The following is a 13,258-nucleotide window of genomic DNA, read 5'->3' as shown; positions in this document are numbered from 1 at the left end:
GAGTGCGCGTTCAGTGGCTGCAGTAGCCGTTACGGCTTGTCCGCCCAGAACGGCGGGCGCGCGGCGTGCGGCTCGTGCTGGGTGCCATCGGTGGTGGCGTGGGCCGACCATGCGGTGCCTTCGCACACTAGATCGTGCGGCAACGGAATCTGGTCGGGGAGCAGCTGTCCGCCCGGTATCGCGTCGACGAGGGCCTGAACCGGAAGCGGCGGCGTCAACGCCGTCGGCGCGGCCGCGGGAGCCACGACGACAGGTACCGGTGCGCCCACCGGCAGGGGAACCGGCGGCACCACGACCGGTACCGCGGCTGCGGGAACAGGCGCCGGTGCGACGAGCGCGGCGTCTTCGACGGGCGCGGCCATCGGCACCGCGGCGGTGTCGGGAATCGGTGCCACTTCCGGAACGGCAGCGGCTTCCGGGGTCAGTGAGAACAGCTCGCCCGCAGGCACCGCCGGGATTTCCGGGCCGGCGGCTACCGGCGCGGCCAGTGGCGCGGGTTCAACCGGCATCACCGGGGGAGCCGCGGCGGCCTCCACGACCGGGGCGGCTTCGGCTGCCGGCGCGGTGATCGGCGGAGCCGGCGAGATGTCGGCGACCGGGACGACATCGGTGACGGGTGCCGGGCCGGGTACCGGGGCGGCTGCCATCGGCGCGACGGCCTCGACAGGTACGACCGGAACGGGAGCCGCGGCCGGCACCGCGACGGGTGCGGGCACCGCGACGGGTGCGGGCACCGCGACAGGTGCGGGTACGGCGGCTGCCCCGACGGGGGCGGCGGGCACGACCACCGGGGCCGGTACCACCGGCACAGGCAGGGCGGCCACGGGAACGACGGGTACTGCGGCCGGCGGCGCGGGGGTCAGCGCACTATCGGTGATCGGTGCGGCCACCACCGGCTCCGCGGCAGCGGGAGCGGCGACTGGGACGGGAGCCGGGGCCAGTGCCGCGGAGTCAGGGAGTGCCCCGCCGACGGCCGAGGCGGCGTTGCCGAGCATGTCCGGCACCGCTGTCGGGGAAGCGGCGAACTGTTCGATGATGCTGCCGCACGGCACGCCCGGGCTGGGCTCGGCGCCGGCCAGGGGACTACTGATGCAGCTCAACGAGATCAGGGCCGCGCTACAGGCCGAGATGACCGCCGGGCGGTGGATATTCGGTGACACGATTCCCCGTCCGTGACGATCTCGATTGGCCATCAAGATCGTCATCGGGATGGGCGGTCAACACAAGATCCGGCCGATTCCTTTATGAAACCGATATGCCTGCGTGTCAACGCGTTCAGTGAGGCGGGCGCTCGGCCACCAGCGGGCGATCGTAGGACGGGTCGGTGTGATCCTTGGTCGCGGGCCGCATCGCCGGCACCATCGCGATGATCGCGTCGGTCAGCTGCGAGGTCGATTCGGTGTTCCACTCGACGACGCAGACCCGGGCGATGATCGCCCACCGCCCGTCCCGCCGTTCCAGCCGGTCGACGTAGCGTCCGCCCGAGATCGTCATGTGATCAGGAGGTTGCCGGTCGGTGCCGACGAACAGGTAGTAGGTCTCGGCATGCGCGGTGTCGCCGTCGATCTCGGCGGAGTGGTTCAGCAAGAAGTGCTGATACCGGGTCTGGGTCGAGTGATAGGCGAACGCCCAGTCGATGAAATCCTCGACGTCACCGATGAATCCGACATGATCGTCGATGGCACCGTCGTGGTAGGCCGAGCGCAGCAGAGCGCGGTCCTGGCGGTCCATCCCTCGGGCGTACCGCTGCATGCAGTCGTGAATGTCGGCACGGTCCTTCATCTCCCGAAGATGGGGGAGCAGATCGTCGTCGATCACGGCGCCATGCCGTCCCAGCCGTTCACAGCGACGACCTCGTCGAGCGGTCTGCGCGGTGCCGGGCGGAACTCGTAACCCGCGCGCAGCCGGGCCACCGGCAACAGGCACCCCTGAACATAGGTCTCCGGGATACCCAGCAGATCTCGCACCCTTGCCTCGTGATGCAGGTGCAAGGTGGTGATGCAGGTGCCGTACCCGCGGGTGCGCAGCGCGAGTTGAAAGTTCCACACTGCGGGGAAGATCGAGCCGTACAGCGTGGCCAGGCGGAAGGACTCGTCACCCTCTTGCCGTGGATACGTCGGCTCATAGCACGGGATGACCAACACGGGCACATCGGCCAGGTGTTCCACCAGCCACTCGGTCGAGCTCATCAGTGCCGCCCCGGGAGTCCCTGCGGGCAACAACCCGGCGAGGAACTGGCCGCCCACCTTGTCGAGATAGGACTGTCGATACAGGTCGGCGATGGCAGTACGCAATGACGGGTCGGTGACAATGACCCAGCGCCATGCCTGCTGGTTGGATCCGTTGGCCGCTTGCAGCCCGATCCGCAGGCAGTCGCGGATCTCCGTGAGATCGACAGGCGCACCGACATCGAGCGCCTTGCGGACGGATCGTGTTGTGCTGAGCAGCGTTTCGGCGTCCATCAGTTACGCCGGCTCGGGGAATTCGACTTCGGCGTCGCCCGGCATCGCGCTGACGCCCAAGCGGTCGCACACCTCCAACACCTCGTCGACGATCGAGTTCGGCACGATGAAGTTCTCGGTTGCCGAGATCTGCTCAAGGTGGTCGGCGATGTCTTCAGCCGCCGGCTCGGCATCGGCACCGGCCAGCCAGCCGTCGCTGAGCCCGACGAACGCCCTGGCGTAGCGTCCCGCGCACGCCGAATAGTTGCGGTGGGTGAAAGTGCAAGCCCTACTTGCCAAGAACACCACCAACGGCACCACCAGTTCGGGCCGGATGACACGCATGAAACCGGATTCGGCGAGGAATTTCTCGTCGCCGACCGTCTCGGTCACCATCCGGGAAAAGCCGGTCGGCAAAACGGCGTTGGCCAGGATGCCGTGCGCTTCGCCCTCTATCGCAATGACATTCGTCAACCCGATGAGACCGGCCTTGGCCGCCGCGTAGTGCGCCTCCATCGGTTGCCCGAACACTCCGGCCGACGAGGAGATGAACACGAACCGTCCGCCACCACCTGCCTTCATCACCCGGTAGGCGGGCTGAGACAGGTGGAAACCTCCGTCGAGGTGGACCCGCAACATCCGGGCCCAGTCTTCGTGTGAAAGCTCGTCGAAGGCAACGCTGCCAAAGATGCCCGCATTGCTGACGACGGCATCCAGGCGGCCGAACGCGCTCACCGCGGTCTCCACGATCGCCGCGCCGCCCTCGGCGGTATCCACCGAGTCGTGCGAGGCAACGGCGCGCCCGCCGGCGCCGAGGATCTCGTCGACCACCGCATCGGCGACCGAGGAGTCGGTCCCGTCTCCGCGCATCGTCGACCCGATGTCGTTGACCACGACCGCCGCCCCACGGCGAGCCAGATCGAGTGCATAGAGCCGGCCCAGGCCACGTCCGGCGCCGGTCACGATCACTGATTGGCCGGTGAAGTCGATCATGTCATCACCCTTGTCAATTCGGTGCTTAGGTGCGGCCGCCCAGAGGGTCGGTTGACGGCCGCCCGCTCGAACCATACGTTGGAACAGATATTTGGTCAACAAAGATCGTGGACGGCCGGAGGCGTGGAGGTGCTCGTTGACTGACGACGATGTGCTCACCCGACTGGCCGTGACTGCGTCGGCTTTCGCCGGGCAACTGGTAGTCGTCACGCCCGGCGCGTCCGGCTCGCCGCCCTGGACCGACGGGCAGAGCATCGTCGTCGACCCGTCGGCCTCGCCGCGCGCCATCATCGAGGCGATTGCCGTTCAGGCCTCGCTGATCGCGGCGGGCAGTCTCGACGCCGGCATCGTGAAGAAGCTCGCCAAGAGCAGAAAGACTGCGACGCGGTATCTCGCGGTCGAAGGGCGCCGCGCGGTGCTGGCCAACGCCGACATTCTTCCCGCCGCTCTGGCATGGCCGGCTGACCTCTGTGCGAGCCAAAGCCGCTCTGCTGCTGACTCGTTGGCGATTGCGAAGAGTTCGGCGCCGGTCGCGGAGGCGCCTGCGTCGTTCGGGGTGATCCGGCCGAAGCAGATTCTCGACCTCGCTGAGCGCGCCGCGAAAGCGGTGGGCAAGGACGCCATCGGCCACGTTCCGCGCAATCAGGGCAACCGCGAACTCGACGAGCTCGACGATGGCGAATTACCAACGGGCGATGACGATCCGGACCTGTTCAGTAGCCCCGTCGGTGGCGGCGGCTTCATCGGAAAGTGGTTCAAGAAGCTGTTGTCCTCGACGCGCGCGGGCAGTTCAGGCGGCGGGCCGCCGGGAGCGGATTCGCCCACCCATCGCGTCAATTCGGCGAATCGTGGCCGCCACGCTGTGGCCTCCACCGCCTCGGTGATCACCGAGGAGGCAACGGATCCCACAGTGAGTGGGGTGACCTATCCCGAGTGGGATGTCGATCAGAAGAAGTACCGCCCCGACTGGTGCACCGTGCGCGAAGTCGAACCGCGGATCAAGCCCGACGCGTCGCCCGCCATCGACGATGCCATCGCATTCCGGCGGCCGCTGGCACGCCTCGGCATGGGTCTGCACCGTCGGCATCGCCAGTCCCAGGGCGATGACATCGACATCGATGCCGCCGTCGCGGCGAGGGTCGAGGTGCGGGCCGGTTCGGTCCCGGACGAGGCGGTCTACCTCGACAGCCTGCGTCGTCGCCGGGACCTGTCGGTACTGGTGTTGCTCGACGTGTCGGGCTCGTCCGCCGAGGCCGGCACCGTGGGCAAGACCGTCCACGAGCAGCAACTGATTGCCGCGGCCAACCTCGTCGTCGCGCTGAACGACCTCGGTGATCGCGTCGCGCTGTATGGATACAACTCCCAGGGCCGCTCGGCGGTGAACATCATTCCGATCAAGCGGATGGACGATCATCTGGACACCCGGGTGATGCGCAGGCTCAACAGCGTGCAACCCGCCGCGTACTCCCGGCTGGGTGCGGCGATCCGGCACGGGACCCGGGTGCTGGAGGAGCGCGGTGGCACCTCGCGGCGGCTGCTCGTGGTGGTGTCGGATGGTCTCGCCTATGACCACGGATACGAGCGCGGATACGGCGCGGCCGATGCGCGCCGGGCGCTGACCGAAGCCCGCCGCAGCGGCACCGGCTGTGTATGTCTGACCGTTGGCGCCAACGTCGACTCGGCGTCGCTCCGGGACATCTTCGGCAGTGCCGCATACGCGATGGTGGGCCGTCCCGAGCAGCTCACAGGCGTGATCGGGCCGCTGTTCCGGTCCGCGGTCCGCGCCGCCGAAGTCCGACGGCAGGTGTCGTGACCATGCTTGAAACAAACATCTGTTCCGGATAGGCTGCGAAACACCGCAGCGACGCGGGGAAGGGAAAGACTGAGTGGTTGCGGACAAGCTCGAGCGCCAGAACGGGGCCGCATGCCTGCCTGTGGGTGAGCGCCCCTACTACCGACCGGTCGGAAACGAGGAGACCGTCTTCAAGGCGGCTTATCGGCAAGGGCTTTCGCTGGTACTCAAGGGGCCCACGGGGTGCGGCAAGACGCGCTTCGTCGAGGCGATGGCCCACGATCTCGGTCGTCCGCTCATCACTGTCGCGTGCCACGACGATCTCACCACCGCCGACCTGGTCGGGCGCTACCTGTTGCGCGGCGACGAGACGGTGTGGGTCGACGGCCCGCTGACCCGCGCGGTGCGCGACGGTGCCATCTGCTACCTCGACGAGGTGGTGGAGGCCCGCCAGGACACCACCGTGGTGCTGCATCCGCTCGCCGACCACCGCCGTCAGCTGCCCATCGAGCGGCTCGGCGTAACACTGGACGCCGCACCCGGTTTCGGACTCGTGGTGTCCTACAACCCGGGCTACCAAAGTGTCCTGAAGGATCTCAAGGACTCCACCCGGCAGCGCATGGTCGCCATCGAATTCGGTTTCCCCGCACCGGAAGTCGAGGAGGGCATCGTGGTTCACGAAGCGGGCGTGGACCCGGCGGTAGCCGCGGAGCTGGTGCGCTTCGGTCAGGCAGTACGCAGGCTGGAGACCGGCGGGCTCCGCGAGGTGGCCTCGACCCGGGTGCTGATCGCGGCCGGCCGGCTGATCGCCGAAGGGTTGCCGATGCGCGAGGCGGCGCTGGCCGCGATCGCGGGTCCGCTGACCGACGATGCCGTCGTCGGCCGTGGCCTCGCGGAAATGATCGACGTCTACCTGTCCGCAGCCAACTGACCACCGGGAGACCGCATGTCCTACGAGAGCACCGCCGAGCCGATCAAAGTCGGCTACCTGATGGACTTCACACTGCCACCCGGATTCCCCGAGGAACTCCTGTTGTCGTTCACCCGGTGCTTCGAGCTGGTCTTCGAAGAAGCCATGGCCGACGGTTATATCGACCGGCCGGTTCAGATGATCTACAAGGAAGTCGAGGGCTTGCCCAAGGGCAGCGTCAAGGCTGTGATCGATGCCTACGGCGAGCTCGTCGACGAGGGCTGCCTGGTGGTGTTCGGGCCGAACATCACCGACAACTGTGTGCCGGTGCGCGAGGCGATCGAGGAACGTTTCAAAGTGCCCGCGATCAGCGTGACGGGCACCGACGACTGGCTCGGGGAATGGACTTTCGCGTTCCCTCAGGGCTCGATGACCGACGAGCCGATCTTCATCGTCGACCTGATTGCCAAGCGGGGGCTGACCGAGATCGGCGTGCTCGTCGAACAGAGCCTGATCGGCGAGAGCTATCTGAAGAACCTTCGAAGTGCCTGCCGCCGCAAGGGTATTCGTATCGTCGCCGAGGCTGCGATCGCGCAGACAGCGCAGGACATCGACGGGGCCGTCCGCGCGCTGCACGAGGCGAAGGCCGAGGCCGTTGTGCACCTGGGCTTTGGCTTCGGCATCGTGTTCATCAACCCGGTGCTGGAGGCGCTGGAATGGGATCCGCCACGGTTCACCACCACCGCGTTCCAGAACGCCTGGGTGAACCCGATCATGTGGAACGCCTTCATGGGCTGGATCGGGGTCGACCAATACGACGAGGGCAACCCGATCGGGCAGGCATGGCTGGACCGTTACGCGCAGCGCTATGACGGGAGTCGGCCCGAGTATTGCGTGACTGTCGTCAATCACGACGTGGCCGCCACGCTGGTGCGCGCCTTCGCCGACGCGCATCCGCTCAGCCCACGGGGCGTGAAGGAGGCGCTGGAGCGCGTGAAGATGCTGCCCGCGGCTTCCGGTGCGCCGGGAACCCGGGTGTCCCTTGGCAAGTGGACGCGACGGGCCTGGATGGGGTCGGGGTATCTGGTGGCCCGCACGCTCGACGCCGACGGGGTGAACTCGCACTTGGTCGATCGTTTCGGAGAGGAAGGCTGACTCGATGACCACGAAAGAACCTCTTGTCGAACCGGCGCCGCCGGTGGAGCCGAAGCGCACGGGGCCGAACTGGGGCCGGGTGGTCGCGCTGCTGGCCTGGCTCGGCTTCCTCGGACTGTTCCTCGTGGTCGGGCGCACCGCTGTCGACCCGCGAGTGGCGAACCCGAATGTCGAAGGCCGGCCTCGTCCGGTCGATTTCCTCAACAGTTGGGACCATTGGCAGCTCGTCCCGCAGATCGGCGCCGCGATCATGGTCGTGGTGCTGACCGTCGTCTTCATTCGCGGTTGGCGCAAGAACCCCGGCAGCCCGGTGTTGATGATGGTTCTGGTCACCACGCTGATCGTGTGGCAGGACCCGATCATGAACTGGTCGCCATACGCGGTGTACAACCCGGCGCTGATGCATTGGCCGGAGTCCTGGTACCTGATCATGATGTCGCCGACGGTGGAGCCCTTCATCGTGTTCGGTTATGTGACTTTCTATTTCGGCCCGTACTTCCCAGCGATCTGGATCCTGCGCAAGCTGCAGGCCAGAAAGGGTCCCGAGTCATTCGTCAGCCGGCACCCGCTGATCAGCCTCGGACTGCTGGTATTGGTCATCGGTTTCCTCTTCGACGCGATGCTGGAGATCAGCCTGGTCTGGACCGGGCTCTACATCTACTCACAGGCGATTCCGTGGGGAACACTGTTCGCCGGCAGCACTTTCCAGTTCCCGCTGCTGTGGGAGTCACTGTCGGTGACGTTCGTGATGATCCCGGCGGCGATTCTCGTCTACCGCGACGACACCGGAAAGTCGGTGGCCGAGAAGCTTGCCGCGAAGGCCAAGCTCTTCCCGACGAAGCCGGTGCTGGGCATGTTCATCGTGATGTTCACGATCATCAACATCTCGTATTTCGTCTACGGCGGCTGGTTCTGGGTGATCAAGGCCAGCGGCGCGGCCACCTCGGTGGCGTGTCCGTGGCCCTATCCCGAAGCGAAGGTCTACGACCCGCAGGGTTATTACCGGGCGAATGGAGCGCAAGGACCTTACTCGGTAGGCAAGTGGTCCACGTGGCAGCAGGGGCCGTCGCGAAACACCGACGTCGAACTCGGTTCGACGAGTAACCGATGCGCAACCGAGAACGCCAATGGGTGATCGCACCGTCGTCATCACCGGCGCGGCCCGCGGTTTGGGGTTCGCCTCGGCGGTGCGGCTGTACCGCGAAGGCTGGCGGGTGGTCGCCGCGATGCGCACCCCCGACCGTGGCATGCCCTTACTCCGCGAAGCGACCGGTGCGAGTGAGGACGACGACCGATTGATCGGTGTGCAGCTGGACCTCATGGACAATGCGTCGGTTTCGGCAGCCGCCAAGGCTATTGAAGAACAGGTCGGTGCGCCGTACGCCGTGGTGCACAACGCCGGAATCTCTTCGGCCGGGATGTCCGAAGAGACGGACGTGGAGCTATGGCAACGCATGTTCGCCACCCACGTGATCGGTCCGGTGGTGCTGACCAATGCGCTTCTGCCGTCGATGAGGGCAGCAGGGGAGGGCCGGATCGTTCTGGTGTGCAGCTCGGCCGGGGTACGCGGGCAGCCCGCCACCGCGCCCTACTCCGCGAGCAAGGGGGCAATGGAACGCTGGGGCGAATCGTTGGCCGCCGAGATCGCGCCGTTCGGTCTCGGCGTGACTGTGCTGATCACCGGCACCTACGACACCGAGATCATCACGGACGCCGGGACAACGGATGACCGCGACTTCAGCGGCCCCTACGCGCGGCTGCACCAAACGATGGACACCCGTGGCCGCTTTGCGATGAAACTTGCCAGACCGCCGGAACGCTTTGCCGACGGACTGGTGAATGCACTCGCCGACAGCGGTCCGTTCCGTCGCCACGGCGTCGGTCCGGATGCATCGATGTTGTTGGTGTCCAACAGAATTCTTCCAGCGTCCGGTATGCACCATATGTCACGGATCGTGCTCGGCATCCCTCGCCAAGGCTCGATGCGTGGCGGTGCGTTTCCGCTGACCGCGGCCCAGCGGGCCATGGTGCTTGCCATGAAAGTCATCCCGCAGCCGGTGATGCAGCGCCTCGTCGCGGCCGCCGCCAAACGTTCAGCTGCGAAACAGCCACCGCAGCAACAGAAGGAGCAGTAATGGAACAGCTTTTCGACGACCTCGAGGACTTCGGTTCCTTCGACGACGTCGTGTCCGGCAATGTGCGGGACCCGTTCCCGGAACTGGCACGGCTGCGTCGGGAGGAGCCGGTGCAGCGCATCGAAGGGTCGGCGATGCCCGGAGAGGCCGGTCTACCTGTTTTCATCGTGTACCGCTTCGAGGAGGCGCAGCAGATGCTGCGCGACAACGAGACGTTCTCGTCGTCGGGCGTCATCGCCGCCTTCGGCCCGGTGCTGGGCGAGCGGGTGATGCTGGGTATGGACGAGCCGGTGCACGGCCGGTTGCGGGCGTTGATCTCGAAAGCGTTCTCGCAGAAGTCACTTGCCCGGTTCCAGGACGAGTTGGTCGCGCGGGTGGGCAACGAGCTGATCGACTCGTTCGTCGCGAATGGCAAGGCGGATCTGGTGAAGGAGTTCACGTTCACCTACCCGAGCCGGATCATCGCCGGACTGCTCGGCCTTCCCGAGGAGGACTATCCGCAATTTCAGCGCTGGTCGATCTCGCTACTCAGCTGGATCATGAATCCCGAACGCGGCCTTGCTGCCTCGGCCGCACTGGTCGAGTACTACCGGCCGATCCTAGAGGCCCGCCGGGCTGAACCGCGGGATGATCTGATCAGCTTGCTGGCCGCCGCGGAGATCGACGGCGAGAAGCTCGCCGACGAGGAGATCTTCTCGTTCCTGCGTCTGCTGCTGCCCGCCGGCGTGGAAACCACCTACCGGTCGCTGGGTAATCTGCTGTTCGCCCTGCTGTCGGATCCCGCTCAGCTGGAGGCGGTGCGCAACGACCGCTCGCTCTTGCCTGCGGCGATCGAGGAAGGGGTGCGGTGGAATCCGCCGCTGCTCACCATCACTCGGGTCGCCACCCGTGACACCGAACTCGGCGGGGTGGCGATCCCCGCGGGCGCGTCGGTGATGCCGATGCTGGGTGCGGCGAACCGGCAGGAGGACCGCTGGCCGGATCCGGACACGTTCGACCTGTTCCGCGAGCCGCGCAGCAATCTCGGCTGGGGATACGGCGTACACGTGTGCCTCGGCATGCATCTGGCACGGCTGGAGATGCGGACTGCCGTCAACCTGTTGCTCGACCGGCTGCCCAACCTGCGCATGGACCCCGACGGCGACGACCCGCACATCCGCGGCCAGGTGTTCCGGTCGCCGACGTCGCTGCCGGTGCTGTTCGATCCCAGCTAGCGGACCGTCACGTCACGACCACACCGCGCAGCATCGTGTCCCGCACACACAGCAGCGACGCGCGGGTGCCGACCTCCCGAAGGATGGATTCGGGTATCCAGCCGACACCGATGATCGACCGTGCCAGCAGATCGTTCGACGGGCAGTCGATATCGATCTCGCCGGACTTGATCCCTTCAGCCAGAAGGCTTTTCATCTGCCGTACCCGCTTGGTGAACAACCAGCCGGGGTTGGGGGTGTCCGGGGGAGACTGGCGCATCCACGCCAGCTGAATGCGGAACTCGTCGGCGAAGCGGTCCATCGCATTGGTGTTGATCCAGCTCAATGCGTCCAGCTTCTCGATGATCGTGGAGTCGGCCGCAAGCACCTCGGACCAGCCCATGGCGACCTTCTCGCCGAAGGACTGCATGATCGAGGCCAGCAGTTGATCTTTCGACCCGATCAGCCGGTAGACGGTGCCCGTGCCCATTCCGGCGGCCGACGCGATGTCACGAACGGTGGTGACCTCATAGCCCTTCTTGCCGAATTCGGCTCTGGCGACGGCTCGTACGTGGGCGGCCTTGTCATCGGGTTCGGCATCGGCGTCGTCGGTCCACGACCGGACGACCGCATCGGCGGCGTGGAAAGCCGCCGAGGCGTCCAGTTGTTCGTCGGTGGGGCTACCGGCGGCCAGGCCCTCCAGCAGGATTCGGCACAGCAGCACCGCGGACTTGTCCGGTCCCGCGTTACCCCGGATCACGTCGAGTCCGATCTGCAGCATCGTCTGCACGATCCGCTCGGCCAGCACGGCCAGGTCGACATCGGATCGCAGGTAGCCGCTCCACCGCGCCGCGCGAAGGGTCTCCAGCATCGACTGAAGCAGCGCGGTCGGGCGTCTGGCCGCCAGTGTGGTCAGCTCGTGATTGGAGCTGGGGCCCTCGTAGAACGACATCTGCAGCGCCGCGCGATGAGTCACCGCGCACTGCGCGATCGCCGTGGACAGCTCGGCGATCTGGTCGAAGGCCGGCCGAAAGGTGGGGTCGTTCAGTCTGGTCTGTGCCTCGGCCGCAATGCGATCGAGATCCTCGTGGTAGCGGTGCAGCAGCTCGACGAGGATCGCTTCTTTGGAGTCGAAGTGGTGGTAGAGGCTACCGGGCAGAATGCCTGCCGCGTCGGCGATTTCCTGCAGCGAGGTCCGCAGTCCGGAGGTGGCGATGATCGACGCCGCCGTCTGCAATATCTCGGTTCGCCGGGTGCCGTCGTCGTAGGCGTTGCCCGTGCCCAGCTTTGGCGTCATGCGCGAACGCCCCACGACTCCTCCAAAGGCTGGTAGTCCGTACCCCGCTGACCCGATATTTGGTAGACGCTACCAGAAGTCACGTGGGCAACAGGGCGCTCACCTGCGAATGTCGATTGCCGACGACGGCCGGCGGGAGATCCGTTTGGTAGACGCCTTAGGTGTTGTCCGCGTTGCTGCGCGGGAAGCCGCCACCCTGCGGGAAGAGCGGGAACACCACGTCGTCCAGCTTCTCGGCGTCCCCGGCGGTGCGGTTGACCGTTGCGCCCCAGATGTTTCCGTCCGGTGCCACTTCCAGCGCCCAGGCGTGGCCGTGGGTGTCCTGGCGCACCACCTCGGGCTCGCCGGTCACCGCGCCGGTGCCCTGCGCCAGCCGGACCGCGACGGTCTGCTTGGCGTTGACCAGGTTCACCAGCACCGTGCCGTCCAACGCCGCGCATCCGGCGACCCCGGGCTTGTCCGGCCACGTCCAGACCGTCGTGGTCTTGGCGTCCGGCGAGATGCGTTGCAGGCGATCGCCGGCCGGGTTGCGGTCGGTGATGTAGAGCGACTTGTCGGTCGGATCGATGCACATTCCACCTGCCGGGCCCATCCCGGACAGTGCGGTGGTGGGCGGCGCGGGATTGACCGTCGTGGGCTGTTCCAGGCGGATCACCTTGCCCGCCAATGACTTCGGGTCTGTCGCCAGGGCGGGGTTGCCCGCGTCGCCGGTCTGCACCACCAGCGTCGTCGGGCTGGTGAAGATCATCGACCCGGTATTACCGGTGGCGCCCTTGGGAATCCCGGTCAGGATGGGCTTGGGGATGTCGCCGTCGGCGATGCGGATCACCTGGTTGTCGCTCGGCGTGCTGATGTAGGCGTACATCAGGCGATCCTGCGAGTACGTCGGGGACAGCACGATGTCCATCAGTCCGCCGTCTCCGCTCGGGTCGACCGGGATGACGGTGTGGATCTTCGGCTCGGCGCTGACGGACACATCCTTGATCGCGCCCGTGGTGCGTTCGGCCACCAGGGCGGTCTTGCTGTCGGGGCCCATGATCAACCCGCTGGTGCTCTCCAGGCAGCCCTGCATGACGCCGGGTGCGGGGCAGGCCTTCGGGAACGGCTTGGGCGGCAGGGGCGGCGGTGGGGGCGGCGGCGTCGACGGGCCGGGTGCCAGCTGTGGGGCGGTGGTGAACGGCTGCGAGATGTCGTTGTTGAACTTCGCGCACCCCGCCGAAAACCCTGCCACGACCGTCGTTGCGCAAAACACGGCCAGCACCCCACGGACCGACCGGCGTACCTGCATGCCCGCCAGGTTACGGATATCGCGCCGATGTTCGCCACGACGGTCCGTGTGCGG

At 66.7% G+C, this 13,258-nt stretch carries 13 protein-coding genes; 7 read left to right on the top strand and 6 right to left on the bottom strand.

Annotated features, from left to right (window positions below):
- Nucleotides 1–29: 29 nt before the first annotated feature.
- Nucleotides 30–995, bottom strand: coding sequence for a hypothetical protein (locus tag EV580_RS04745; protein WP_133689947.1), 966 nt, complete (start codon nucleotides 993–995; stop codon nucleotides 30–32).
- Between EV580_RS04745 and EV580_RS04740 the strand changes: the two genes are divergently transcribed.
- Nucleotides 994–1,176 carry a hypothetical protein gene (locus tag EV580_RS04740; protein ID WP_133689946.1) on the top strand — a complete coding sequence of 61 codons (183 nt, stop codon included), beginning with the start codon at nucleotides 994–996 and terminating at the stop codon, nucleotides 1,174–1,176. The two genes, EV580_RS04745 and EV580_RS04740, sit on opposite strands and share 2 nt — an antisense overlap.
- Nucleotides 1,177–1,275: 99 nt before the next feature.
- On the opposite strand, the gene EV580_RS04735 is transcribed toward EV580_RS04740, so the two are convergent.
- Genes EV580_RS04735 through EV580_RS04725 form a run of 3 tightly spaced genes read right to left on the bottom strand, consistent with a single transcriptional unit; the run spans nucleotide 1,276 to nucleotide 3,434 of the window.
- Complete coding sequence (locus tag EV580_RS04735; RefSeq protein ID WP_286171447.1) at nucleotides 1,276–1,818, bottom strand: nuclear transport factor 2 family protein; 543 nt, start codon at nucleotides 1,816–1,818, stop codon at nucleotides 1,276–1,278.
- Nucleotides 1,815–2,462: a nitroreductase family protein gene (locus tag EV580_RS04730; RefSeq protein ID WP_133689945.1), complete on the bottom strand. Its 648-nt coding sequence runs from the start codon at nucleotides 2,460–2,462 to the stop codon at nucleotides 1,815–1,817. Before EV580_RS04730 ends, EV580_RS04735 begins: the two co-directional genes overlap by 4 nt.
- A 3-nt stretch (nucleotides 2,463–2,465) precedes the next feature.
- Nucleotides 2,466–3,434, bottom strand: a complete 969-nt coding sequence (locus tag EV580_RS04725; RefSeq protein ID WP_133689944.1) for an SDR family NAD(P)-dependent oxidoreductase — start codon at nucleotides 3,432–3,434, stop codon at nucleotides 2,466–2,468.
- Between the two features lie 136 nt (nucleotides 3,435–3,570).
- On the opposite strand from EV580_RS04725, the gene EV580_RS04720 reads away from it, so the two are divergent.
- From EV580_RS04720 to EV580_RS04695, 6 genes are all read left to right on the top strand, one after another.
- A complete protein-coding gene (locus EV580_RS04720) occupies nucleotides 3,571–5,247 on the top strand; it encodes a nitric oxide reductase activation protein NorD (RefSeq protein WP_133689943.1) in 1,677 nt (558 codons plus the stop codon).
- A 73-nt stretch (nucleotides 5,248–5,320) separates the two neighbouring features.
- Nucleotides 5,321–6,157: a CbbQ/NirQ/NorQ/GpvN family protein gene (locus EV580_RS04715; RefSeq protein WP_133689942.1), complete on the top strand. Its 837-nt coding sequence runs from the start codon at nucleotides 5,321–5,323 to the stop codon at nucleotides 6,155–6,157.
- Nucleotides 6,158–6,172: 15 nt separating this feature from the next.
- Nucleotides 6,173–7,291 carry an ABC transporter substrate-binding protein gene (locus EV580_RS04710; protein WP_133689941.1) on the top strand — a complete coding sequence of 373 codons (1,119 nt, stop codon included), beginning with the start codon at nucleotides 6,173–6,175 and terminating at the stop codon, nucleotides 7,289–7,291.
- 4 nt (nucleotides 7,292–7,295) lie between these two features.
- Nucleotides 7,296–8,426, top strand: coding sequence for a spirocyclase AveC family protein (locus EV580_RS04705; protein WP_133689940.1), 1,131 nt, complete (start codon nucleotides 7,296–7,298; stop codon nucleotides 8,424–8,426).
- Nucleotides 8,419–9,426 (top strand): SDR family oxidoreductase, encoded by a 1,008-nt coding sequence (locus EV580_RS04700; RefSeq protein ID WP_133689939.1) that lies wholly within the window; start codon nucleotides 8,419–8,421, stop codon nucleotides 9,424–9,426. The genes EV580_RS04705 and EV580_RS04700 overlap by 8 nt, the downstream gene beginning before the upstream one ends.
- Entirely contained in the window at nucleotides 9,426–10,640 is a 1,215-nt protein-coding gene (locus tag EV580_RS04695; RefSeq protein ID WP_133689938.1) for a cytochrome P450, read from the top strand. The genes EV580_RS04700 and EV580_RS04695 overlap by 1 nt, the downstream gene beginning before the upstream one ends.
- Before the next feature lie 7 nt (nucleotides 10,641–10,647).
- Here EV580_RS04695 and EV580_RS04690 read toward each other — a convergent pair whose 3' ends face one another.
- The gene (locus tag EV580_RS04690) at nucleotides 10,648–11,916 is read right to left on the bottom strand and encodes a TetR/AcrR family transcriptional regulator (RefSeq protein ID WP_133689937.1); all 1,269 of its coding nucleotides are present in this window, start codon (nucleotides 11,914–11,916) and stop codon (nucleotides 10,648–10,650) included.
- 157 nt (nucleotides 11,917–12,073) lie between these two features.
- The gene (locus tag EV580_RS04685; protein ID WP_133689936.1) at nucleotides 12,074–13,204 is read right to left on the bottom strand and encodes a PQQ-dependent sugar dehydrogenase; all 1,131 of its coding nucleotides are present in this window, start codon (nucleotides 13,202–13,204) and stop codon (nucleotides 12,074–12,076) included.
- Between the last annotated feature and the right edge of the window lie 54 nt (nucleotides 13,205–13,258).

This window comes from Mycobacterium sp. BK086, from assembly GCA_004362315.1.
Taxonomy (GTDB): Bacteria; Actinomycetota; Actinomycetes; order Mycobacteriales; family Mycobacteriaceae; genus Mycobacterium.
The sequence above is the reverse complement of the archived record's forward strand: the minus strand, read 5'-3'. Positions and strand labels throughout refer to the sequence as shown.